We start from the raw sequence: 23,713 nt of genomic DNA on the forward strand, positions 1-23,713 counted from the left end.
AGACGCCAACGCGCTCCAGCGCCTGCGCCGACTGGAGCCGCCGCAAGAGGGCCTGCGCCTCGGCGGGATCGGCAGGGGCCGCGCCCGGGTCCTGGGCCAATGACTGCAGCATGCGCGCCACAACCCCCGCCTGGGGCAGCACCGGCCCCAGAAAACGTGCACGCTCGCCATCGGCCACCAGCAGCGAGGGGAAGGTTTCGATGTCCAGGTCTCCGGCCACGTCCTCGCGGTCCTCGACATCAAGCCAGACAAAGCGCATCTGCGGGAACTGGCTTGCCAGTTCCTCAAACGTGCTTCGGTATTGGTTGCAAACGCCGCACCATTGCGCGCACAGGCAAACCACCCACCAGGGGCGGGTGGCGTCGCTGTCGTCCGGCAGCTTGCCGGCCATTGAATCCATGAAAGCCTCTCAGAAACCACGCCCTTCCCGGGCGCGATAAACCTCCATGTTACCGATTTCCGCCGCCTTGTTGCCCCAGGCGTTGCGCACATAGCTGGCCACGGCGGCCACCTGTGCGTCGGACAGCACATGACCGAAAGGCGGCATGCCGTGCGGCTGCGGATGCTGCCGGGTGGAGGGTGGGTAGCCCCCCTCCAGCAACACCAGCAACAGGTTGCGCGGTTCGGCCAGGGTCACGGAGGCATTGCCCGCAAGCGCGGGAAACGCGCCCGGCGTTCCCTGGCCCTCGGCACCGTGGCAAACCGCGCATTGCCGCTCATAGATGGCCCGCCCCAAGGCCATTTGCCCGGATGGCACGGGCGCGGCAGCAGGCCTGCTCCTGGGCGGGCCTGCTGCCGCGCCCTGCTCCTGCAGGTAGGAAGCGAGGGCCTGCAGATCCTGCGGCTGCCAGTGCTGTGTGCTGCGCGCCACGACTTCGGCCATGGGGCCCAGCGCCGATCCCGAAGGACCCGAACCCGTCTGCAGCAACTGCACCCAGGCGGACTCCTGGCCCGCGCGCACGCCGGCTTCTCCCGGATCAAGCAGCGACGGCGCATACCAGGCCTGCCCTGCCACAAAGCCACCGGACATGGCCTGGGACGAGGCACCCATGCCGTTGCGCGGTGCATGGCAGGCCGCGCAGTGCCCCAGGCCCTGGGCAAGATAGGCACCGCGATTCCAGGCAGCCGCCTTCTGCGGCCGGTCCTGCCAATCCTGCGGGGTGAAGAACAGCGCGCGCCAGACAGCCAGCGAGCCCTGCCAGCCATAGGGAAAGTCCAGCGCATGCCGGGGCACCTGCGCGCGCACGGCGGGCAGGCTTTGCAGATAGGCAAACAATGCGTCCGAGTCGGCGCGCGTCACATGGGTGTAGCTGTCATATGGAAAGGCCGGATACAGCAGGCGCCCTTCCCGTGACCGCCCGTTATGCATTGCACGCCAGAAGTCCTGGGCCGTCCACAGCCCCAGGCCACTTTCCTTGTCAGGCGTGAGATTGCTGGTGTACAGCGTGCCGAACGAGGTGGGCAGGCCCCGCCCGCCCGCATACTCGGCGCCGCCAGCTGCCGTATGGCAGCCTGCGCAGTTGCCCACGCGGGCCAGGTAGGCACCGCGCTCTACCAAGGCGGCCGGCGTTTCGCGCGCGCCTGACCAGCCGCCATGGCCGTAGGCGTGCACGCCCTGCTCGCCCCGCAGGTTGAGCCAGACCAGGAGCGCGCCCAGCAGGGCGATGATCAGCAACGCCAGCCCTGCCACCCTGGCCAGCCGCCGCCGCCCGTGTGTGTTCCCGCTTGCCGCGTTTTCTGCCAGGGTGTTCATGGCTTGCCCTCCTGGACAGCAATGGCGGCTACAGCGCCGCAGCGCAGCGGCATGGGCAGGGCCAGGGCTTCATGTGCGCCCGGCGCCGCCAGTGCGGGGCGTGATGACAGCCAGGCCGTGACGGCTACGACCTCCTGCGCCGTCAGCGCCTTGGCCACCTGGTCCATGCAGTCGGGCGCTGCCGCCTTGCGCTGGCCGGAGCGCCAGGCACCGATCTGGCTGTTCAGATAGTCGCGCGACAGGCCCAGCAGGCCCGGAATATCGTCACCCGCACCCATGAGCCGCTCACCATGGCATGCAGCGCAGGCGGGCAGGCCGCGCTGCGCGTCGCCCCGCAAGACCAGTTGCTCGCCACGGGCGAGTTCAGCGGGCGGCAGTTGTACTGGTACAGGCGGGGCATAGGGGAGCTCCAGGCCTGCGAAGTGCGTGGCGATCTGGCGCAGATAGTCGTCCGACATGAATTCGATCAGCCGGTTCATGGCCGGATAGCTGCGGCGACCTTGCTGGAAGTTCTTGAGCTGGCGGTACAGATAGCCCGCGGGCTTGCCCGCAATGCGCGGAAAGTAGCCGCTGGGCGTGGCCCGGCCCTCGGGACCATGGCAGGCCGTGCAGGCCAGCACCCTGGAGGCCATGGAGCCCACATCGGGCAGCGGGGCGCTGACCACGGCGGGCGGCAGGTCTGCCATGGGCACGCCCGGTGCTGGCTGCATGGTCTGCGCGGTCTGCGCCATCACCCCGCAGGCTCCACACGCGCCGGCCACCAGCCATGCGCCCAGCAGAGCCCTCCATCCCCTGGAGCCTGTGCGCCCCCGCCCAGCCCGCCACCGACTGCCATGTGCCATGTCCGACGCCTCCTGTTCCGTCCTGCCGACGCGCGAATGTAATGAACCCGTCACAAGATGCCAGTCAAGCAGGAAAAGGCCCATCGGTTGAGACCCTGCCATGACCGGGCTATGCTGCTTTCGGGTTTGTCCAGAACATCGCCCGCAAGGGCCGGAGGACGGAAATTCATGGATTACAAGGACTACTACCGCATCCTGGCCGTGGACAGGCAGGCCAGTGCCGATGACATCAAGAAGGCCTACCGCAAGCTGGCGCGCAAGTACCACCCCGATGTCAGCAAGGAGGCTGACGCCTCCGAGCGCATGGCCGAAGTCAACGAAGCCAATGCCGTGCTGTCGGACCCCGAAAAGCGCGCAGCTTATGACGCCCTGGCCGATGCGCCGCGCCGCAGCGGGCCCGGCGCCGGCGGCTTCCAGCCACCACCTGGCTGGGAAGGGCAGGACTTTCACTTTCGCAGCAGCGACGGCGCCATGCCGGAGGGCGACGCGGACTTCAGCGAGTTCTTCTCACAGATGTTCGGCCAGGGCGCGCGTGCCCGCCATGCGGGCGGAGGCGGCCAGCATCGCTCCCCGCCTGACCTGCGCGGGCAGGACCAGCACGCCAGCATCGAGCTGGACCTGCTGGACAGCTACCAGGGCGCGCAGCGCAGCCTGCACCTGCGCACCACGGTGCTGGATGAGGACGGACACCCCGTGGCGCGCGACAAGGAATTGCAGGTCAGCATTCCCAAGGGCGTGCGCGAAGGCCAGATGATCCGCCTAGCCGGACAGGGCGGCCCGGGCCTGGGCAACGGCCCGGCAGGCGATCTGCTGCTGGAAGTGCACCTGCGCCACGACCCGCGCTGGTGGGCCGAGGGCAAGGATGTCTACCAGCCCGTGTCCCTGGCCCCCTGGGAAGCCGCACTGGGCGGCCCGGTCCGCGTGGCCACCATTGCCGGTGAATTCGAGGTCAGCGTGCCCGCAGGCAGCCGCGCTGGCCGCAAGCTGCGCATCAAGGGCAAGGGCTTGCCCGCCGCCACGCCGGGCGACCTGTACCTGGTGCTGGGCATCGCCCTGCCCGAGCCCCAGACCGACGCCCAGCGCCAGGCCTATGCGGCACTGGCCCAGGCCTTTCCTTCGTTCGATGCCCGCCAGCACGCAGCGGGCCAAGGAGCCACGCGATGAGCACACCGCTGTACCCCTTCTACGAACCCGCAGAACTGCTGGGCGAAGGCGCTCTGGACCTGCAGGATCTGGCCCGCCACTGCCAGCGCAACACCGCCTGGGTGGTGGAGCGTGTGCAGACCGGCGTGCTGTACTGCGAAAACGAGCCGTCCGGCGAAGCGGCCGCGCCGCAGGCACAGTGGCGCTTCAGCAGCCAGACCCTGGTGCGCGCGCGCCGCATAGCCCATCTGGAGCACAGCTTCGATGCCGACCCTCAGCTGGCCGCGCTGACAGCGGACCTGATCGAGGAAGTGCAGATGCTGCGCCGTAAGCTCCAGGCACTGCAGCATTGAGAACGCCGCCTCAAAAGCAAAAGCCCTCGTAAGAGGGCTTTTGCTTTCAGAACGTGGCCGCAGCAGGCATGCATGCGGCCCGCCGTGCTCAGCGGTGACGCTTGCCGGGGTTCTTCTTGGTGTGGGTGTGGGCGCCACGGGCGCGGCTCACGCGCTGGCCACGGCCGGGCGTCGGCAGGGTGACGCCGTTGGGCAGGGGAGGCTGGGGAGTGAACTTGCGGTCGGCTTCGGTAACGATCTTGTTGCCCATGGCATTTCCTTCTTCAAAAAAATGAGAACGCGCAATTAGGCCATAGACCTGCATGACCGCGCACAAAAAAACACATGGCCTGCTCTGGCATAGGGAAAGTTCCAGCGTTGCGCGGCCCGCACAGCACCGGCGCAGGCAGCGCCGACCTACACTGCGGCCCGGTTTTCTGTCCTAAAGTAGGAGCACGCTGCCAAGCGCGCAAGACCCTGGCATGCACGTCTGCCTGAACACGGAGTTCCGCACCATGTCACCCCGCCACCCCAATACAGAGTCAACCACCCCATCCACTTCCCGCCCCGCCTGGGTGCTGCCCACGGCCGGCCTGGCAGGGCTTGCCGTAGGCGCCGCCGCAGCCGCGTTGCTGTGGAAGGGCCTGCGCAACCCACCCATCCCCCCTACCGTGGAGCCGGTGCGCGGCTGGGACATCCAGCGCTACATGGGCCGCTGGTATGAAGTGGCCCGCATCGACCACAGTTTCGAAAAAGGCCTGGAGCGCACCCAGGCCGAGTACACACAGCTTCCCGACGGCACGGTGCACGTGCTGAACCGGGGCTACGACGCCCGCCACCGGCGCTGGAAATCCTCCGAGGGCAAGGCCCGCACGGTGCACGGCCCGGACGTTGCGGCGCTCAAGGTCTCTTTCTTCGGCCCGTTCTACGGCGGCTACAACGTGGTGGCTCTTGATGCCGAGTACCGCTGGGCCATGGTGGTGGGATCGGACCTGCGCTATTTCTGGATTCTTTCGCGCACACCCGAACTGGCCGACGGCGTGGCGGCACGCCTGCTGGCACAGGCCCGGCTGCTGGGCGTGCCCGTGGACAAGGTCCAGTGGATCCTGCAGGACGGAGTCAATCCCACGGGCAGCTGGTAGCGCGGTCCGGCAACTGCCTCAGAACCCCTCGGGCATGCCGTCGCCCGAGAAGCCGGCGGCCTCCACCAGCCGCTGCGTGTACGCCTGGCGCGGCGCGCCCAGCACCTGGGCGACGGGGCCGGATTCGACGATGGCGCCGTCCTTCATGACCACCACGTCATGGGCCATGGCGCGGATCACGTCCACGTCATGCGTGATCAGCAGATAGGCCAGTCCCCGCTCGCGCTGCAGCCGCTGCAGCAGGCCCAGCACCTGCTGCTGAATGGTCACATCCAGCGCGCTGGTGGGCTCGTCGAGCACCAGCACCTCGGGCTCCAGCACCAGCGCACGTGCAATGGCGATGCGCTGGCGCTGACCTCCCGAGAATTCGTGGGGATAGCGGTCAAGCAGGCCGGGAAACTGTTCCTGCGTCAGGCCCACGGCCGACAGCATTTCCACGATGCGGTCGCGTTGCTGCGGCGCCGTCAGCGACGGCGCATGCACGCGCAGGCCCTCGCCAACGATCTGCTCCAGCGTCAGCCGGGGCGACAACGATGAGTACGGGTCCTGGAACACCACCTGCACCTTGCGCCGCAGCGCACGGTTGGCGGGCGAGTTGCGCGTGGCTGGCTGCTGCCAGGCATGGCCGGCAATGCGCAGCCGTCCTTCATGGGGCAGCAGCCCCAGCACGGCCTGGGCCAGCGTGGATTTGCCCGATCCCGATTCACCGACCACACCCACGGTGCGCCCGGGCAACAGCGCCAGGTCTGCGGACTGCACGGCGACGAAGCGCCCCTGGCCGAACCATCCGCGCATGCCTGCCAGCGGCACCGGATAGCTGACCTTGAGGCCCTGGGCCCGCACCAGCGGCTCGCCAGCCGTGGCCTGGGCGCCTGCCTCCACCTCGATCAGGTCGCGGCGCGGCACGCTGGCCAGCAGCTTGCGCGTATAGGCATGGCGCGGAGCCGCCATGACCGCCGACACCCCGCCCTGCTCCACCAGTTGCCCGCGCTCCATCACCGCCACGCGGTCGGCAAAGCGCCGCACCAGGTGCAGGTCGTGCGTGATCATCAGCACGGCCATGCCGGTCTGGCGCTGCAGGTCATCGAGCAACTGCAGGATCTGGCCGCGCAGCGTGACATCGAGTGCCGTCGTCGGCTCGTCGGCCAGGAGCAGGCGCGGGCTGCTGGCCAGCGCCATGGCGATCATGGCGCGCTGGCGCTGCCCGCCACTGAGCTGGTGGGGAAAGGCCCGGGCGCGGCGCACAGGCTCGGCAATGCCGGTGGTCGCCAGCAATTCGGTGGCCTGGACCAGGGATTGCGCTCGCGTCAGCCCCTGCTTGAGGCGAAGCACCTCGCCCACCTGCTCGCCCACGGTCATCAGCGGGTTGAGCGCCGTCATGGGCTCCTGGAAAATCATGGCCACGTCGCCGCCGCGCACGGCGCGCATCTCGCGCTCGGGCAGGCGCAGCAGGTCGCGGCCGTCGAACAGGGCCTGGCCGCCCAGCTGAGCGTCTCCAGCCAGCCGCAGCAGCGACAGCGCGGTGATGGTCTTGCCCGAGCCGGACTCGCCCACCAGCGCCAGCTTCTCGCCTGCCGCCAGGTCGAAGCTCACGCCGTGCACCACATCCTTGCTGCCGAAGCGCACGCGCAGGTTGCGCACGGACAGCAATGTCCGGCCACGGCCGGGGGGCGAAGGCAGCTCCATTGCCGGCTGCTCTGCGTTCATGCGGCGTCCTTTGCATCGACACCGGGGGCGGCATCGCTGGCTGCGGCCTTGCGCGGGTCCAGCGCATCGCGCAGCGCATCGCCCATGAAGGTCAGCAGCAGCAGCGTCACCACCAGCACGGCAAAGGTGGACAGCGAGATCCACCAGGCATCGATGCTGTTCTTGCCCTGATTCAGCAGCTCACCCAGGCTGGGGGTGTCAGGCGGCACGCCCAGCCCCAGGAAGTCCAGCGAGGTCAGGGCCAGGATGGCCGCACTCATGCGAAACGGCAAAAAGGTCACCACGGGCGTCATGCTGTTGGGCAGCAGATGGCGCCAGATCAGCGCGCCATTGCCCACGCCCAGCGCCCGCGCCGACTTCACATAGTCCAGCTGGCGGTTGCGCAGGAACTCGGCACGCACGTAGTCCGACAGGCCCATCCAGCCGAACAGCGACAGCAGCACCAGCAGCAGCGAGACGCTGGGCGCCAGCACCGCGCTGAAGATGATCAGCAGATACAGCTCGGGCATGGAGCCCCAGATCTCGATGAAGCGCTGGAATGCCAGATCGGTCCTGCCGCCGAAAAAACCCTGGACGGCCCCCGTCACCACGCCCAGCACCACGCCCGACGCCGTCAGCGCCAGTGCAAACAGCACGCTGACGCGAAACCCGTAGATCAGCTGGGCCAGCAGATCGCGCCCCCGGTCATCGGTACCCAGCAGGTTGTCGCGCGAGGGCGGCGCCGGATTGGGCGAGGTCGCAAAGTAGTTCAGCGCCTGTGGCCCATAGGGATTGAGCGTATACAGCGCCCAGTTGTCGCCCTGGCGCAGGCGGTCGCGGATGAAGGGGTCCAGGTAGTCGGTGGCCGTCTCGAAGTCGCCGCCGAAAGTCTTCTCGGAATAATCGTTCCACAGCGGCCAGTAGGTCTGGCCTTCGTAGCGCACCACCAGGGGCCGGTCGTTGCTGATCAGCTCGGCGCCCAGGCTCAGCACCACCATCACGCAAAAAGCGACCAGGCTCCAATACCCCAGCCGATTGCGCCTGAACCGCATCCAGGCCCGCCGCGCCGGCGACACTGCCACCACAGCCAGCGGTGCAGGCGCTGCCCCGGGCAGCCCTGCACCTGGAGCGGCAAGGGAGTGCATCTCAGTTTCCATGTTGCTGCATCACAGTGGCGCGACCGCCCAAAGTCAGGGACACCAGGTAAGGGCCTGCGCCAGCCGCCAATGGCCCGAACGCTCCCCCCGCAAAGCGAGAGGGGGAAGCGGCGCAGCCGTTCAGGTGGTGCTCAATCAAACCGTACACGCGGATCCACCCACACATAACAAAGGTCACTGACCAGCTTGGTCACCAGGCCGATCAGCGTGAACAGATACAGCGTGCCCAGCACCACGGGATAGTCGCGCCGAATCACGCTGTCATAGCTGAGCAGGCCCAGGCCGTCCAGCGAGAACAGTGTCTCTATCAGCAGCGAGCCCGTGAAGAAGGCCCCGATGAAGGCGGCCGGAAATCCAGTGACGATGGGGATCAGCGCATTGCGCAGCACATGGCGGTAGAGCACCTGCCGCTCGGACAGGCCTTTGGCACGCGCAGTCAGCACGTACTGCTTGCGGATCTCTTCCAGGAAGGCATTCTTGGTCAGCATGGCCGTGATGGCGAAGCTGCCCGCCACCATGGCCGTCACCGGCAGCGCGATATGCCAGAGATAGTCCACAATGCGCGCGCCCCAGGACAACTCGTCCCAGTTGGAGGAAGTCAGCCCGCGCAGCGGAAACCACTGCAACTGGCCGCCAAAGATCACCAGCAGCGCCACGCCCAGCACGAAACCCGGAATCGCATAGCCGACCAGGATCAGCAGCGTGGTGGCGAAGTCGAACCGCGAGCCGGCCCGCACGGCCTTGGCAATGCCCAGCGGCACGGCAACGAGGTAGCTGATGAAAAAGGTCCACAGTCCCAGGCTGGCCGAGACCGGCAGCTTCTCCTTGATCAGCTGCCAGACATCCTTGTTCTGAAAGAAACTGCGCCCCAGGTCGAACCGCGCGAACTGCCCGAGCATCTGGAAGAAGCGCTCATGGGCCGGCTTGTCAAAGCCGTAGAGGGCCTTGATCTGCTCTATGCGCTGGGGGTCCACCCCCTGGTTGCCACGGTAGGCCAGGCCACCGCCTTCGCCGCCACGGCCCACGCTGGCCTTGGCCTCGGCCAGATACTGCTCGACCGGGCCACCGGGCACGAACTGCACGACCACGAAGGTCAGCAGCAGTACGCCCAGCAGGGTCGGCACCATCAGCAGCAAGCGTTTGAATATGTAGGCCCACATAAGAAGTCTTGCATTATGTCCATTGCGGGGAGGGGCCCCGGCCGGGGGACGCCCTCATCATGCAACGGATCGCAACGACACGGCCGCAACGCCGGCTCATGGAGGCGGCGCGGTCAGCACCGGCATGCGGGCCCACCAGGTGTCCATGGCCCAGCTCTCGCCCTTCGCATAGGCCGGAACCACGGCCGGCCGCACCAGGCGCCAGGAGTCGTAGACCATGCGGTGCGTGCCCGCGCTCCACTGCGGAATCAGGTAGTGGCCGTGCGTGATGATGCGTTCGAGTGCGTGGCAGGCAGGCAACAGTTGCGCCTCTGTCTTGGCCTCGGTCATGCGGCGGATCATGGCGTCGACCGCCGGGTTCTTCACGCCGGGGAAATTGCCGGAACCCTCGGTTGCCGCCGCCTGGCTGCCGAACAGGTCGGCGAATTCCTGGCCTGGATTGTTCGTGCCCTGGTAGGCGATGGAGATGATGTCGTAGTCGAACTTCTCCACGCGCTGCTGGTACAGCGCAAAGTCCGCCGAGCGAAAGCGCAGCCGGATGCCCAGCTTTTCCAGATTGCGTATCCAGGGCGAGACCTGGCGTATGCCCGACTCGCTGCTGTCCAGGTACTCCAGCTCCATGGCCTGGCCCCGCGCGTTGCGCAGCACGCCATCCTGAATGGTCCAGCCGGCATCGGCCAGCAATTGCCGCGCCTGGCGCAGATTTCCGCGCAACGAGCTGTCGCCATCGGTGCGCGGCGGCTCGGCCATGGGGCCGAAGGCCTCCGGCGGGATGCTCTTGCGCAAGGGCTCCATGAGCGCCAGCTCCTCGGGCGAGGGCTCGCCATGGGTCTCGCAGGCCGTGTTGCCGAACAACCCGCGCACGCGCTGGTAGGAACCGTAGAACATCTGCCGGTTCATCCACTCGTAGTCCATGGCCAGGCCCAGGGCGCGGCGCACCCGAACGTCCTGCAGTACAGGCCGGCGCACGTTGAGCACATAGCTCTGGAATCCCGATGGCAGCTTGTTGCTGAACTCGCCCTTGACCAGCTCGCCCCGGTCGAAGCGCTTGCCGTACAGGCGCCGCGCCCAGTCACCGGCGCTGTAAAAGCGCATGAGATCGAACTCCCCGGCCTTCAGCGCCTCCAGCCTCGCCGTGTTGTCGCGGTAGATCTTGACGGAGATGCGATCGAAATTGGCCGTGCCCACGCGCACAGGCAGATCGCGGCCCCAGTAGTCCGGGTCACGCACATAGGTGATGTCCTTGCCGAATCGCACGGGACCTATCTTGTAGGGCCCGCTGCCGATGGGCGTGTCCGTCACCACCTGGTCGAAGGGCTTGGCCTTGCCGTTTTCCACGCCCCAGTCGCGGCTGAACACTGGAATGGCCCCCACGGTCAGCGGCAATTCCCGGTTCGGCTGCTTGAAGCGAAAGCGCACGGTGCGCTCGTCCAGCACATCGACGCCCGCCACATCGAAGAACAGCGTTCTGTAGCCGGGCAGTGCATGCGGGCCCACCAGCGTGTCATAGCTGAACTTGACATCGGCGGCCAGCACGGGCTTTCCGTTGTGAAAGCGTGCCTGGGGCCGCAACCGGAATGTGGCGGACAGGCCGTCGGCCGCAGCCTGCACGTCTTCGGCCAGCAATCCGTAGCCGGTGGCGGTCTCGTCCAGCGAGGGCCACAGCAAGGTGTCGAACATCAGCTCCGCCAGATAGGCGGGCGACGACCCCTTGATGGTGAACGGGTTGTATTTGTCAAAGGTGGAGATGCGCAGATTGCTCACCAGGCGCAGCTCGCCGCCCTTGGGGGCCTTGGCGTTGACATAGTCGAAATGGCTGAAGCCCTCGGCATAGCGGGGCTCGCCCCACAGGGCATAGGCATGCGAGCCCCAGGCCGGCACACACGCCGAGGCCAGCAGCAGCGAAGAAATCATCCAATGGCGCATGCGACAATTCTGCACCACGCAGCCAGCCCTTCCGCTGGCAAACGCTGACGCGGGCCCCGGCCGTCGCCGCCAGCTGGTGCGCACTTCCACTCACTTTCTCTGGAGAACAACAATGGGCTTTCTCGCCGGTAAAAAACTGCTGATCACGGGCGTTCTGTCCAACCGCTCCATCGCCTACGGCATCGCCAAGGCCTGCCATGCACAGGGCGCGGAGCTGGCCTTCAGCTATGTGGGCGAGCGCTTCAAGGACCGCATCACCGAGTTCGCCGCCGAATTCGACTCCAAGCTGATCTTTGACTGCGACGTGACAGACGATGCCCAGATCGACAAGCTGTTCGCCGACCTGGGCGCGACCTGGGGCAAGTTCGACGGCTTCGTGCACAGCATCGGCTTTGCGCCGCGCGAGGCCATCGCCGGCAACTTCCTGGACGGCCTGTCGCGCGAAGGCTTCAAGATCGCGCACGACATCAGCGCCTACAGCTTCCCCGCGATGGCCAAGGCGGCCCTGCCCTACCTCAACGACAAGTCCTCGCTGCTGACGCTGTCGTACCTGGGCGCCCTGCGCTCCATCCCCAACTACAACACCATGGGCCTGGCCAAGGCATCGCTGGAAGCCTCGGTGCGCTACCTGGCCGAGGCCGTGGGCCGCACGGCAGACGGCCGCGCCCTTCGCGCCAACGGCATCTCGGCCGGTCCCATCAAGACCCTGGCCGCCTCGGGCATCAAGGACTTCGGCAAGCTGCTGGGCCGCGTGGCCGATGCATCGCCGCTGCGCCGCAACGTGACCATCGAGGACGTGGGCAATGTGGCCGCCTTCCTGCTGTCGGACCTCGCCTCGGGCGTGACGGCCGAGATCACCTACGTGGACGGCGGCTTCAGCCAGACCGCAGGCCTGTCGGCCGACCAGGTCTAAGTCACCGCCAGACTGCGACCCGCCCCGCAGGCATTGCCGCCTGCGGGGCTTTTTTTCGCCTGGAATCCAGGCATCCGCATCCTGCCGATGCGCGAAAGGAAATACACATCGGATTGCATACGGTCATTTTTGTTTTGAATGAGAATGATTCTCATGAATAATACAATTCTCAGATCAATATCAAAGAACCTCTGAAAACCTCGGAGCCAGCAGATATGCAAGCAACCTCTGACCTCAGTCTGCCCTCTCCCGTCCCGGCACCCTCCGAAGCATCCTTGAATCAATGGGAACAGCTGGCGCGCCGCGCCCATGGGCATTTCCATGCAGGCCAGATCGAAAGCGCGCTCGCCATGCAGATGAAGGCCCTGCATGTGGCGCAGCGCCTCATCGCCGGCCCGCTGCTGGCGGAACACGCCGATCACTGCATGGCCGCCTGGGTGGTCTCCCACCACAACCTGGCCGAGTTGCTGGCATTGCGCCAGCAGCCCGCACTGGCCATCGAATACCTGTGCGAGGCGCACCAGGGCCTGCTGGCCCTGGGTGATGCGCGCCACCATGCGGCCGCCGTGTGCAGCGCCGCCTGGCGCCATATGCGCGAAACCCATTCAGCCCTGCTGCAGTGGCAGCGCCAGCACGGCAGCCAGCCCCGCATCGATGCAGCGCTTCAGGCCTCGGCCCGCGTATTCGACTGCACAGCCACGGCCCTGCCGCCCCGGCTGGCGCATTGATTGCCGCCGCACAGACATCGCGACCCACCGATTTTTTCCCCGTAGTCCCTGAAAGAAACCACATGAGCAACTACACCCTGCCTCCCCTGAACTACGCCTACGACGCGCTGGAGCCCCATATCGATGCGCAGACCATGGAGATCCACTACACCAAGCACCATCAGGCCTATGTGAACAACCTGAATGCCGCGCTCAAGGACACGCCGCACGGCAGCCAGCCCGTGGAGCAGTTGATCGCCGACCTGTCCCTGCTGCCCGAAGGCGTTCGCGGTGCCGTGCGCAACAACGGCGGCGGGCACGCCAACCACAGCCTGTTCTGGACCGTGATGGCCCCCGTGGATCAGGGCGGCGGCGGTGCTCCCTCGGGCGAACTGGCACAGGCCATTGACCGGGAACTGGGCGGCTTCGATGCCTTCAAGGCCGCCTTCACCCAGGCCGCGCTCACGCGCTTTGGCAGCGGCTGGGCCTGGCTGGTGGTGGGCAAGGACGGCAAGCTGGCCGTGGAAAGCAGCGGCAACCAGGACAGCCCCCTGATGGCCGGCATCGGCTCCGGCGCCACCCCCATCCTGGGCCTGGACGTGTGGGAACACGCCTACTACCTCAAGTACCAGAACCGCCGCCCTGAATACATCGCGGCGTTCTACAACGTAGTCAACTGGGCCGAAGTGGCCCGCCGCTACGCCGCCGCACGCGGCTGAACGGTCCGCAACGCCAACCTCCGACCTCGACCAGCATGGATCTGCCACAACGCTTCCGCTCCAAGACCAGCGTACGGTCCAACATCCGCCTGTGGATAGGCCTGGCCATCATGATGGCCGGCGCCTGGGCGCTCACCAGCCAGTTCTGGGCCTACGCCCAGAACCATCCGGTGGTCTTCCAGGCCCTGGCCGGAGGCTCGGCCGCCGCGCTGGCGACCGCACTGGGCACCGTGCCCGTGATGCTGTCCCAGCGCCTGTCCGAACGCACGCAGGACACCCTGTTCGGCTTTGGCGCCGGGGTCATGCTGGCCGCCTGCGCCTTCTCGCTGATCCTGCCGGGACTGGAGGCCGTGCGCACCCAGGAACTGTTCGGTGGCGGCAGCTGGGCGGCTGGCGGGGTCATAGGTTCGGCCATCCTGATGGGCGGTGCCGCCCTCATGCTCATGGACAGGCTCCTGCCCCATGAGCACTTCATCAAGGGCCGCGAAGGCCTGGACCCGCAAGGCGCGCGCAAGCTGCAGCGCACCTGGCTGTTCGTCTTCGCCATCACCCTGCACAACCTGCCCGAAGGCCTGGCCATCGGCGTGGGCTATGCGGGCAACGACGGATTGCGCGCCAATGCGCTGGCCACGGGCATTGCCATACAGGATGTGCCCGAAGGCCTGGTGGTGGCCGTGGCCCTGCTGGCCGCAGGCTACAAGCGCAGCTTTGCCGTGTTGCTGGGCATGGCCTCCGGCCTGGTGGAGCCCGTGGGCGCCGTGCTGGGGGCAGCCATCGTGAGCGGCTCGGCAGCCATGCTGCCCTGGGGCCTGGGCTTTGCAGCGGGCGCCATGCTGTTCGTGATCAGCCACGAAATCATTCCCGAGTCGCACCGCAAGGGCCATGAAGCCTTTGCCACGGGCGGCCTCATGCTGGGCTTCGTGCTGATGATGGTGCTGGACACGGCCCTGGGCTGAGCCAGCGCACCGCGCACGCCTGGCTTAGGGCAGCAAAAGCCCCAGTTCCCGCGCCGCCGCCAGCACATGGCGGGCGTGGCGCTCTTCATAGCGGTGGGCTGGCATGGTCAGTGTCAGCGCCGCTGCCAATTCCCCATCGCGCTTGAACACAGGGGCCGAAATCCCGGCGATCTCGCGGTGCCTGTCTCCCACCATGGCGCAGTAGCCATCGGCACGCACACGGGCCAGCTGCGTGCGGCTGCCGCCGCGCGATGCGGCGTACAGCTCGGCATCGAAAGCCGACAGCACGCGCCCGCCTGCGCCCTGGCCCAGCGGCAGCAGATCGCCCGTGCGCGCATGGTCGCGCACGGGGTGCGGTGAATCCACGCGGTACAGGCACAGCCGGTCCTGGCCCTGGCGCACGTGGTAGGCCGCACTTTCGCCCGTGGCCTGCACCAGGGTGCGCAGCACGGGCATGACCACGCTGTCCAGCGAGAAATGCCGGGCATAGACGGTGTTCAGCCGCGCCACGGCCGGGCCCACGGCGTAGCGGCCGTCATCCATGCGCAGCACCCAGCCGCCATGCTCCAGCGAGGCCAGCAGCCGCAGCACGGTGCTCTTGTACAGGCGCGTGCGCTCCGACAACTGGGCCAGCGTCAGCCCGTCGTCGCCGTCGCGAAACGCTGCCAGCAGGCTCAAGGCCCTGTCCACGGCCGCCACGCCGCCCGGCGCGGCATTCTCGTCGGCCACCGATTCCGTCACTGATTTGCGAGGCATAAAAAGGCACCCAAGGGAAAACCCCAGGCACGCAGGCTTGACGATGGCGCGTGCAGCAGGGAATATTTCAATAGAGAGAATACAGTTCTATCTATTAGAACCACACAGAACCCCGATGTCAACAGGTGAATCCGCCACCATCGACACCCACCACCGGATGCAACTGCCCATGTCCTCCCACCGTTTTGACGTACTCATCAGCGAAGTCGGCCCGCGCGATGGCCTGCAGTCCGTGGCCTCCACCATGTCCACGGCGCACAAGCTGGCCTGGATCGCCGCGCTGGCCCATGCAGGCCTGCAGGAGATCGAGGTCGGCTCCTTCGTCTCGCCCAAGCTGCTGCCGCAGATGGCCGACGCGGCCGAGGTGGTCGCCCAGGCCATCACCCTGCCCGGCGTCACCGTGATGGCCCTGGCCCCCAATCTGCGCGGCGCCGAGGCCGCGCTGCGCGCCGGCGCCCACAAGGTCACGCTGCCCGTCTCGGCCAGCCCCGCGCACTCCATGGCCAATGTGCGCAAGACGCCCATGCAGATGGTGGACGAGGTGCGGGCCATTGCCGCGCTGCGCAACGAGATCGCGCCGCAGGCCCTGATCGAGGCGGGCATCTCCACGGCCTTCGGCTGCACCCTGCAAGGGCTGGTGCCCGAGGACGAAGTGATTGCACTGGCCCTGGCCTGCGTGGCGGCGGGCGCCGATGAATCGGGCCTGTCCGACACCACGGGCATGGCCAACCCGGCCCAGGTGCGGCGCCTGTTCACACGGCTGCGCTCCGAGCTGGGCGAACATGCAGGCGCGGCCCACATGCACAATACGCGCGGCCTGGGCCTGGCCAACTGCCTGGCCGCCTACGAGGCCGGCGTGCGCACCTTCGATGCCTCGCTGGCCGGCCTGGGCGGCTGCCCGTATGCGCCCGGCGCCTCGGGCAACGTGGTCACCGAAGACCTGGTCTTCATGTTCGAGGCCATGGGCATCCGCACCGGCGTGGACATCGATCGCCTGATCGCCGCCCGCCAGCCGCTGGCCGCAGGCCTGCCCGGCGAGGAACTGCACGGCATGACGCCGCTGGCCGGCCTGCCCAAGGGCTTTGTGCCCCGCATCTACGCACCGGCCTGAGCCGCAGCGACAACCCACACATTCATTCACCGTTTTTCCATGAGCCAACCCAACTCCCCCGACACGGCCGCAGGCCAGGCCACGCCACTGCCCTACGCAGGCATCCGCGTGGTCGAGTTCACCCACATGGTCATGGGCCCGTCCTGCGGCATGATGCTGGCCGACCTGGGCGCCGAAGTCATCAAGATCGAGCCCGTGGGCCACGGCCGCGACGGCGATGCCACGCGCAAGCTGCTGGGCTCGGGCTCGGGCTTTTTCCCGCTGTTCAACCGCAACAAGAAAAGCCTGACGCTGGACCTGCAGACCGAGGAAGGCAAGCAGGCCGCGCTGCGCCTGATCGCCACGGCCGACGTGGTCTGCGAGAACTTCAAGCCCGGCACCATGCGCAAGCTGGGCCTGGACTACGACAGCCTCAAGGACCGCTTCGAGCGTCTCATCTACGTGAGCCACAAGGGCTTTCTGCCCGGCCCCTACGAGCACCGCACGGCGCTGGACGAAGTGGTGCAGATGATGGGCGGTCTGGCCTACATGACGGGCCGCCCCGGCGACCCGCTGCGCGCCGGTGCCAGCGTCAACGACATCATGGGCGGCATGTTCGGCGCCATGGGCGCGATGGCCGCCCTGGCCCAGCGCGAGAAGACCGGGCGCGGCCAGGAAGTGCAAAGCGCGCTGTTCGAGAACAACATCTTCCTGGTCGCCCAGCACATGATGCAGTTCGCCGTCACCGGCAAGCCGGCCGCGCCCATGCCGGCACGCATCTCGGCCTGGGCCATCTACGACGTGTTCGAAGTCCGGGACGGCGAGCAGATCTTCCTGGCCGTGGTCAGCGATGGCGCCTGGCGCCTGTTCTGCGACGCCTTCGGCCTGGGCGAGCTGCGCGACGATCCGCGCCTTGGCAGCAACAACGACCGCGTGCTGGCGCGCAGCTGGCTGATGCCGCTGCTGCGCGAGAAGATGGCCCCGCACAGCGCCGCCCACATTGCGGAGATCTTCGAGAAGAACGGCCTGCCCTTCGCGCCCATCGCACGCCCGCAGGACCTGCTGGAAGATCCGCACCTGAACGCCACGGGCGCGCTGGCCCCCATCACCCTGCCCGATGGCCGCGAGACCAAGACCGTGCTGCTGCCCTTCACGCTGGACGGCAAGCGCCTGGATGTGCGCCTGTCGCCCCCGCGCCTGGGCGAGCACAGCCTGGAGATCCTCACCGCCCTGGGCTACAGCAGCGAGCAGGCCCTGGCCCTGGCCCGGGGCGACGCCACCGACAGCCACGCCAAGGCTTCCCACTGACGCCAGGCTGAGCCACTGAAGGCGCCGCCGTCCACCCGGCGCGGCGCCCCTGCAACCTTGCACCCCATCCACCCCACACCGGACGACGCTTGCCGCGCGCCCGGCGGGGAGGCCTTTTCCCAAAAATTCCCGGAGACAACACCATGCCCGCCATCCACCGCAACCCGACCGCCCAAAACCGGACACAGGCACAGACCCAGGCCCGCCCTTGTTCCGCCCCGCGCCGCCAGTTGCTGCTGTGCGCCCTGCCCGCATTGGCTGCCGCCCTGCTCCCGCTGGCGGCCCAGGCCCAGCCTGACCAATGGCCCTCACGCGCCGTGCGCATGGTCGTGCCCTACACACCGGGCGGCGGCACGGACGCGGTCGCGCGCCAGATCAGCGAGCGCGTGGGCACGCTGAACAAATGGACCGTGGTCGTGGACAACAAGCCCGGCGCGGGCGGCAACATCGGCCTGGATGCAGTGGCCAAGTCCGCGCCGGATGGCTATACCTTCGGCATGGGCCAGACCGCCAACCTCGCCATCAACCCCGCCCTGCTGCCCAGCATGCCCTTCAACCCGCGCACCGACCTGATCCCCGTGGCCCTGGTCGCTGCCCAGCCCACGGTGCTGGTCGTGCCGCAGGACTCGCCATGGAAGTCGGTGCAGGACCTGGTCAAGGCCGCCAAGGCCGACCCGGGCGGCATCCGCCAGGGCCTGGCATCGACGGGCACGGTAGGCCACCTGGCCGGCGAGATGCTGGCCTTCAAGGCCGGCATCCAGGTGCTCAACGTGCCCTACAAGGGCGCAGCGCCGGCCGTGACCGACCTGCTGGGCAAGCAGACGCACTACATGTTCGGCACGCCCCAGGCCGTCTATCCGCTGCTCAAGGGCGGCAAGCTGCGCGCACTGGCCGTGACCTCGGCCAAGCGCCTGCCCATCCTGCCCGAGGTGCCCACCGTGGCCGAGTCGGGCTATGCAGGCTTCGAGGCGGTGGACTGGAAGCTCATCGTCGCGCCCAAGGGCACGCCGGCTGCCATCGTGCAGAAGATGAACACCGCCGTGAACGCGGCCCTGCAGCAGCCCGCCGTGCAGCAGCAACTGCAGGCCGAGGGCAGCACGGCCCTGGGCGGCAGCATCCAGGACGCGGCCCAATACCTGCTCAAGGAACAGACGGACTGGGCCGCGCTGATCCGCGACGCAAAGATACGCCTGGAGTGACCACGGAATAACAACGCCGCAGCGGCGCAATGAAAAAGGCGCGGAGCCCCTTTCGGGACCCGCGCCTTTTTGATGGGCCGTCAGCCGGCCCGGAGATCAGATCGTGCGGCCGAAGGGACCATCGTCCCCCACCTGCACCATCTTGCGGCCGCGCGCAGGCTTGGCTGCCGTGCCGACTTCAGGCGCGGCCGGCTGCGCCTTGCGCGCTGCGGGGCGCTTGGCAGGCGCCTTGGCCCCGGCGGCCTTGGCAACCTTGGCGGCCGGCTTGGCTGCCGGTTTCGCGGCTGCCTTGGCAACGGTCTTGGCGGCTGCCTTGCCAGCTGTCTTGGCCGCAGGCTTGGCTGCAGTCTTCACGGCCTTCTTCGCAGCAGGCTTGCCACCTGCCGGCGTCTTGCGGGCCGGCGCGGTCCCGGCCACGCAGTCGGCGTAGTAGCGCACTTCGCCATCTTCGCTTTGCAGTTCCACCAGGCCGTGGATGTCGGTCTCGAAGCCAGGGCACTCCTTGGCGAACTCACGCGCAAACAGCAGGTAGTCCACGATCTTGCGGTTGAACACTTCGCCGGGAATCAGCAGTGGAATGCCGGGCGGGTACGGCGTGACCAGGCCCACGGTGATGCGGCCTTCCAGGTGGTCGATCTCCACGCGCTCGGTCTTGCGCTGCGCGATGTGGGCGTAGGCATCGGTGGGCTTCATGGCGGGCTGCAGGTCCGACAGGTACATCTCGGTCGTCAGGCGGGCGATGTCGTACTTGGCGTACAGCTGGTGCACGTGCTGGCACAGGTCGCGCAGGCCCATGCGCTCGTAGCGGCGGTGCTGCTGGCAGAACTCGGGCAGGATGCGCGCCAGCGGCTGGTTGCGGTCGTAGTCGTCCTTGAACTGCTGCAGCGCCGTCAGCATGGTGTTCCAGCGGCCCTTGGTGATGCCGATGGTGAACATGATGAAGAACGAGTACAGGCCCGTCTTCTCCACCACCACGCCGTGCTCGGCCAGGTACTTGGTCACGATGGAGGCGGGGATGCCCGTGTCCGAGAAATCGCCGTCCAGGTCCAGGCCCGGCGTCACGATGGTGGACTTGATCGGGTCCAGCATATTGAAGCCGTCGGCCAGCTCGCCGAAGCCGTGCCAGTTGTCGAACTCCTTGCCGTTCTTGGCCTTGGAGCGCTTGGGCGCCGCGTCATGGCCGCGGATGATCCAGTCCTGGGCCGAGCCCACGCCTTCATCGGCCAGCTTCTCGGGACCCCAGACCTCGAACCACCAGTCGTCGTCGCCGAACTCGTCCTCCACCTTGCGCATGGCGCGGCGGAAGTCCAGCGCTTCCAGAATGGACTCCTCCACCAGGGCCGTGCCGCCGGGCGGCTCCATCATCGCGGCGGCCACGTCGCAGCTGGCGATGATGCTGTACTGCGGGCTGGTCGAGGTGTGCATCAGGTACGCCTCGTTGAACAGGTGGTGGTCCAGCTTTTCGGTCTGGCTGTCCTGCACCAGCACATGCGAGGCCTGGCTGATGCCGGCCAGCAGCTTGTGGATGGACTGCGTGGCATACACCACCGAGTGCTTGGGGCGCGCGCGCTTCTTGCCCATGGCGTGGTAGCTGCCATAGAACGGGTGGAAGGCCGCGTGCGGCAGCCAGGCCTCGTCGAAGTGCAGGTTGGCCACATAGCCGTCCAGCATGCTCTTGATGGTCTCGGTGTTGTAGAGCACGCCGTCGTAGGTGGACTGCGTCAGCGTCAGCACGCGCGGCTTGACCGTCTTGGCGTCCACGCCCTTGAGCAGCGGATTGGCCGCGATCTTGGCCTGGATGGACTCCACCGAGAACTCGCTTTGCGGGATCGGGCCGATGATGCCGAAGTGGTTGCGCGTGGGCTTGAGGAACACCGGAATCGCACCCGTCATGATGATGGAGTGCAGGATGGACTTGTGGCAGTTGCGGTCCACCACGACCACGTCGCCGGGCGCCACGGCGTGGTGCCACACGATCTTGTTCGACGTGGACGTGCCGTTGGTCACGAAGTAGCAATGGTCGGCATTGAAGATGCGGGCGGCGTTGCGCTCGCTCTCGCCGATGGCGCCGTTGTGGTCCAGCAGCTGGCCCAGCTCCTCCACCGCGTTGCACACGTCGGCGCGCAGCATGTTCTCGCCGTAGAACTGGTGGTACATCTGGCCCACGGGGCTTTTCAGGAAGGCCACGCCGCCCGAGTGTCCGGGGCAGTGCCAGCTGTAGGAGCCGTCTTCCGCATAGTCCAGCAGCGCCTTGAAGAACGGCGGCTGCACGCCTTCCAAGTAGCTCTTGGCTTCGCGGATGATGTGCTTGGCCACGAACTCCGGCGTGTCCTCGAACATGTGGATGAAGCCGTGCAGCTCGCGCAGGATGTCGTTGGGCAGGTGGCGGCTGGTCTTGGTCTCGCCGTAGATGTAGATCGGCACATCGGCGTTCTTGCGGCGCACTTCGCCGATGAAGCTGCGCAGGCTGTGGATCACGGGATCGGTTCCGCCATCGCCCAGCGAGAACTCCTCGTCATCGATGGACAGAATGAAGGCACTGGCCCGGCTTTGCTGCTGCGCGAATTGCGACAGGTCGCCGTAGCTGGTCACGCCCAGCACCTCGAAACCTTCTTCCTCGATGGCCTGGGCCAGGGCGCGGATGCCCAGGCCCGAGGTGTTCTCGGAGCGGTAGTCCTCGTCGATGATGACGATGGGAAAGCGAAACTTCATGGGGGCAGCCTCCGTAACCTGAGCGGGCCAAAAAACGAAACAGGCGCGAAGTGTAAGGAATATCCTTATTGCGCCTTTGAAGCGTGCGGATTTTCACCCAGAATGTGCTGCACTAAACACAAGCAACTGTCACAAAGGGAGTCTCACGCATGGAATATTCCACCATCTGGTGGCTAGTCGCCGGCGCCTTGGTCATCGCCGAGCTGCTGACCGGCAGCTTCTATCTGCTGATGCTGGCGCTGGGCGCCATCGTCGGCGCGCTGTGCGCGCATGCGGGCCTGGCGCCCATTGCACAGATCATCATCGCCGCCGCGCTGGGCAGCGCCTTCGTGCTGGCCTGCTATCTGGTGCGCCGCCGCCAGCCCAGCCGCCAGCCGGCATCGAGCAACCGCGATGTCAACCTCGACATAGGCGAGTCCGTCATGGTCGAGCAATGGAATTCCGACGGCACGGCCCAGGTCCGCTACCGTGGCGCCCAATGGACCGTGATCGGCCGCCCGGGCAACCTGCCCTCGGCCGGCATGCACCGCGTGGCCGAGGTCGTCGGCAACCGGCTGCTCGTGGACAAGCTCTGAGCCACCGCTGCACCTCTTGCGCACACCTGGGGATGCAGTCCTCGCGCCCCTTCGCCTCACCCTCTTGTTTCACTGAATGCCCTCCGGGCTTGGAGACACCATGGAAATCGCCATCGTCATCGCCGTCATCGCGGCCATCTTCATCGCACGATCCGTCAAGGTCGTGCCCCAGCAGCACGCCTGGGTCAAGGAACGCCTTGGCAAGTACGCGGGCACGCTCACGCCGGGCCTGAACTTCCTCGTGCCCTTCGTGGACCGCGTGGCCTACAAGCACAGCCTCAAGGAAATCCCGCTGGATGTGCCCAGCCAGGTCTGCATCACGCGCGACAACACCCAGCTGCAGGTGGACGGCATCCTCTACTTCCAGGTCACCGACCCCATGCGCGCCAGCTACGGCTCGTCCAACTACATCATGGCCGTCACCCAGCTGGCCCAGACCTCGCTGCGCAGCGTGATCGGCAAGCTCGAACTGGACAAGACCTTCGAGGAGCGCGACATGATCAATGCCCAGGTGGTCTCCGCCATCGACGAGGCCGCGCTCAACTGGGGCGTGAAGGTGCTGCGCTATGAAATCAAGGACCTGACGCCGCCCGCCGAAATCCTGCGCTCCATGCAGGCCCAGATCACGGCCGAACGCGAAAAGCGCGCCCTGATCGCCGCCTCCGAAGGCCGCCGCCAGGAACAGATCAACATCGCCACCGGCGAGCGCGAAGCCTTCATCGCACGCTCCGAAGGCGAGAAGCAGGCCGTCATCAACAAGGCCCAGGGCGAGGCCGAATCCATCAAGGCCGTGGCCGACGCCACCGCCCAGGCCATCGAACGCGTGGCCAACGCCATCCGCCAGCCTGGCGGCGAACAGGCCGTGCAGCTCAAGGTGGCCGAAAAGGCCGTCGAGGCCTACAGCCAGGTGGCATCGGACGCCACCACCACCTTGATCGTTCCCAGCAACATGACCGAGGTATCGAGCCTGATCACCTCGGCCATGAAGATGATCCAGACCGGGCAGCGCACCAACTGAGATCTGCCGAAACCCCACCAAGAACGGGCCATCGCGGCCCGTTTTTCATTGCGCGCCGGTCTGCTGCACCAGTGCCATGGCGAAGCGCCCATGGCCCACGGACCAGTCCGAGTAGTCGTTCTCATGCATGAAGATGAACACATCGGCCGGCGCAACCCCGGCCCCCTCGTGCAGATTGCGCGCAATGGCCGCATACAAGGCCTTCTTCATCGCATCGCTGCGTCCGCGCCGCATGGTGATCTCGACCACCACCACCGCATCCGAACGCGCCACCCCGTTGAAACTGCGGCTGAACGCGAACTGCCCGGGAGCGTACGGGTGCACCATGTTGAACAGCTCGTCCTCGGGCATGCCAATGCCTTGCACCAGCGCCTGGTGGATGCCCTGCACGACGGCATCGCGCTGGGAAGTGGAGGTGGACTGGGGCAGATAGGTGTGGACGAAGGGCATGGTGCTATGTGCTTTGGGATCGAATGGAGAGGGAGAGTCCGGCCAGAATCCACGCAGGAATTGCCGGCCGAAGCGGCAAATCTATCCACCGGCCCATTGCCTGAAAAGCGATGATTTGGCCGGTTCTATGTACCTGGAACTCACATAGCCTCCACCCGCCCCATGACCC

Annotated in this window: 24 protein-coding genes; 12 read left to right on the plus strand and 12 right to left on the minus strand. The window is 67.0% G+C overall.

Annotated features, from left to right (window positions below; genetic code table 11):
* From ACM14_RS24235 to ACM14_RS24245, 3 genes are all read right to left on the minus strand, one after another.
* Positions 1-400 (minus strand): thioredoxin family protein (locus ACM14_RS24235; protein ID WP_065347575.1); only part of this gene is annotated, 400 nt, incomplete at its 3' end.
* A gap of 9 nt (positions 401-409) precedes the next feature.
* A complete protein-coding gene (locus ACM14_RS24240; protein WP_065347561.1) occupies positions 410-1,753 on the minus strand; it encodes a cytochrome c in 1,344 nt (447 codons plus the stop codon).
* Positions 1,750-2,595, minus strand: coding sequence for a c-type cytochrome (locus ACM14_RS24245; protein WP_065347562.1), 846 nt, complete (start codon positions 2,593-2,595; stop codon positions 1,750-1,752). The genes ACM14_RS24240 and ACM14_RS24245 overlap by 4 nt, the downstream gene beginning before the upstream one ends.
* Before the next feature lie 168 nt (positions 2,596-2,763).
* Here ACM14_RS24245 and ACM14_RS24250 point away from each other — a divergent pair, with 168 nt between their 5' ends.
* Together ACM14_RS24250 and ACM14_RS24255 are read left to right on the plus strand one after the other, a co-directional pair.
* Positions 2,764-3,759 carry a DnaJ C-terminal domain-containing protein gene (locus ACM14_RS24250; protein ID WP_063326527.1) on the plus strand — a complete coding sequence of 332 codons (996 nt, stop codon included), beginning with the start codon at positions 2,764-2,766 and terminating at the stop codon, positions 3,757-3,759.
* Complete coding sequence (locus ACM14_RS24255) at positions 3,756-4,091, plus strand: chaperone modulator CbpM (RefSeq protein ID WP_043823548.1); 336 nt, start codon at positions 3,756-3,758, stop codon at positions 4,089-4,091. Before ACM14_RS24250 ends, ACM14_RS24255 begins: the two co-directional genes overlap by 4 nt.
* An 88-nt stretch (positions 4,092-4,179) precedes the next feature.
* Here the strand turns inward: ACM14_RS24255 and ACM14_RS32155 are convergent, their stop codons facing one another.
* Positions 4,180-4,341, minus strand: coding sequence for a hypothetical protein (locus ACM14_RS32155; RefSeq protein ID WP_012204826.1), 162 nt, complete (start codon positions 4,339-4,341; stop codon positions 4,180-4,182).
* A gap of 244 nt (positions 4,342-4,585) precedes the next feature.
* On the opposite strand from ACM14_RS32155, the gene ACM14_RS24260 reads away from it, so the two are divergent.
* Entirely contained in the window at positions 4,586-5,212 is a 627-nt protein-coding gene (locus ACM14_RS24260) for a lipocalin family protein (RefSeq protein ID WP_034398350.1), read from the plus strand.
* An 18-nt stretch (positions 5,213-5,230) separates the two neighbouring features.
* Here the strand turns inward: ACM14_RS24260 and ACM14_RS24265 are convergent, their stop codons facing one another.
* The 4 genes from ACM14_RS24265 to ACM14_RS24280 form a co-directional block, all read right to left on the minus strand.
* Positions 5,231-6,919 (minus strand): ABC transporter ATP-binding protein, encoded by a 1,689-nt coding sequence (locus ACM14_RS24265; RefSeq protein ID WP_065347563.1) that lies wholly within the window; start codon positions 6,917-6,919, stop codon positions 5,231-5,233.
* Entirely contained in the window at positions 6,916-8,055 is a 1,140-nt protein-coding gene (locus tag ACM14_RS24270; protein ID WP_012204823.1) for an ABC transporter permease, read from the minus strand. The genes ACM14_RS24265 and ACM14_RS24270 overlap by 4 nt, the downstream gene beginning before the upstream one ends.
* A gap of 131 nt (positions 8,056-8,186) precedes the next feature.
* Complete coding sequence (locus ACM14_RS24275) at positions 8,187-9,215, minus strand: microcin C ABC transporter permease YejB (protein ID WP_013803046.1); 1,029 nt, start codon at positions 9,213-9,215, stop codon at positions 8,187-8,189.
* A gap of 96 nt (positions 9,216-9,311) precedes the next feature.
* Positions 9,312-11,129: an extracellular solute-binding protein gene (locus ACM14_RS24280; protein WP_082848181.1), complete on the minus strand. Its 1,818-nt coding sequence runs from the start codon at positions 11,127-11,129 to the stop codon at positions 9,312-9,314.
* A 124-nt stretch (positions 11,130-11,253) separates the two neighbouring features.
* On the opposite strand from ACM14_RS24280, the gene fabI reads away from it, so the two are divergent.
* Positions 11,254-12,054: an enoyl-ACP reductase FabI gene (gene fabI / locus ACM14_RS24285; protein ID WP_065347564.1), complete on the plus strand. Its 801-nt coding sequence runs from the start codon at positions 11,254-11,256 to the stop codon at positions 12,052-12,054.
* On the opposite strand, the gene ACM14_RS32160 is transcribed toward fabI, so the two are convergent.
* A complete protein-coding gene (locus ACM14_RS32160; protein WP_157158299.1) occupies positions 12,051-12,209 on the minus strand; it encodes a hypothetical protein in 159 nt (52 codons plus the stop codon). The two genes, fabI and ACM14_RS32160, sit on opposite strands and share 4 nt — an antisense overlap.
* 120 nt (positions 12,210-12,329) lie before the next feature.
* Here ACM14_RS32160 and ACM14_RS24290 point away from each other — a divergent pair, with 120 nt between their 5' ends.
* The 3 genes from ACM14_RS24290 to ACM14_RS24300 all read left to right on the plus strand — a co-directional run bounded on the left by ACM14_RS24290 (position 12,330) and on the right by ACM14_RS24300 (position 14,436).
* Positions 12,330-12,782: a hypothetical protein gene (locus tag ACM14_RS24290; RefSeq protein ID WP_225614194.1), complete on the plus strand. Its 453-nt coding sequence runs from the start codon at positions 12,330-12,332 to the stop codon at positions 12,780-12,782.
* A 62-nt stretch (positions 12,783-12,844) separates the two neighbouring features.
* A complete protein-coding gene (locus ACM14_RS24295; RefSeq protein ID WP_012204818.1) occupies positions 12,845-13,480 on the plus strand; it encodes a superoxide dismutase in 636 nt (211 codons plus the stop codon).
* Positions 13,481-13,515: 35 nt separating this feature from the next.
* Entirely contained in the window at positions 13,516-14,436 is a 921-nt protein-coding gene (locus ACM14_RS24300; RefSeq protein ID WP_012204817.1) for a ZIP family metal transporter, read from the plus strand.
* A gap of 24 nt (positions 14,437-14,460) precedes the next feature.
* On the opposite strand, the gene ACM14_RS24305 is transcribed toward ACM14_RS24300, so the two are convergent.
* Complete coding sequence (locus ACM14_RS24305) at positions 14,461-15,192, minus strand: IclR family transcriptional regulator (RefSeq protein WP_012204816.1); 732 nt, start codon at positions 15,190-15,192, stop codon at positions 14,461-14,463.
* Between the two features lie 157 nt (positions 15,193-15,349).
* Here ACM14_RS24305 and ACM14_RS24310 point away from each other — a divergent pair, with 157 nt between their 5' ends.
* The 3 genes from ACM14_RS24310 (at position 15,350) to ACM14_RS24320 (ending at position 18,789) form a co-directional block, all read left to right on the plus strand.
* Positions 15,350-16,303, plus strand: a complete 954-nt coding sequence (locus ACM14_RS24310; RefSeq protein ID WP_065347565.1) for a hydroxymethylglutaryl-CoA lyase — start codon at positions 15,350-15,352, stop codon at positions 16,301-16,303.
* Between the two features lie 39 nt (positions 16,304-16,342).
* Entirely contained in the window at positions 16,343-17,590 is a 1,248-nt protein-coding gene (locus ACM14_RS24315; protein WP_013803050.1) for a CaiB/BaiF CoA-transferase family protein, read from the plus strand.
* Between the two features lie 143 nt (positions 17,591-17,733).
* On the plus strand, positions 17,734-18,789 hold the full coding sequence (locus tag ACM14_RS24320) for a tripartite tricarboxylate transporter substrate binding protein (RefSeq protein WP_065347566.1): 1,056 nt from the start codon (positions 17,734-17,736) through the stop codon (positions 18,787-18,789).
* A gap of 96 nt (positions 18,790-18,885) precedes the next feature.
* Here the strand turns inward: ACM14_RS24320 and ACM14_RS24325 are convergent, their stop codons facing one another.
* Positions 18,886-21,501, minus strand: a complete 2,616-nt coding sequence (locus ACM14_RS24325; RefSeq protein WP_065347567.1) for an arginine/lysine/ornithine decarboxylase — start codon at positions 21,499-21,501, stop codon at positions 18,886-18,888.
* A gap of 149 nt (positions 21,502-21,650) precedes the next feature.
* Between ACM14_RS24325 and ACM14_RS24330 the strand changes: the two genes are divergently transcribed.
* Both ACM14_RS24330 and ACM14_RS24335 read left to right on the plus strand, forming a co-directional pair.
* Complete coding sequence (locus tag ACM14_RS24330; RefSeq protein ID WP_012204811.1) at positions 21,651-22,076, plus strand: NfeD family protein; 426 nt, start codon at positions 21,651-21,653, stop codon at positions 22,074-22,076.
* Between the two features lie 100 nt (positions 22,077-22,176).
* Positions 22,177-23,094: an SPFH domain-containing protein gene (locus tag ACM14_RS24335; RefSeq protein ID WP_065347568.1), complete on the plus strand. Its 918-nt coding sequence runs from the start codon at positions 22,177-22,179 to the stop codon at positions 23,092-23,094.
* Positions 23,095-23,139: 45 nt separating this feature from the next.
* Here the strand turns inward: ACM14_RS24335 and ACM14_RS24340 are convergent, their stop codons facing one another.
* Positions 23,140-23,544, minus strand: coding sequence for a tautomerase family protein (locus tag ACM14_RS24340; RefSeq protein ID WP_012204809.1), 405 nt, complete (start codon positions 23,542-23,544; stop codon positions 23,140-23,142).
* Between the last annotated feature and the right edge of the window lie 169 nt (positions 23,545-23,713).

This window comes from Delftia sp. JD2, assembly GCF_001682645.1.
GTDB lineage: Bacteria > Pseudomonadota > Gammaproteobacteria > Burkholderiales > Burkholderiaceae_C > Comamonas > Comamonas acidovorans.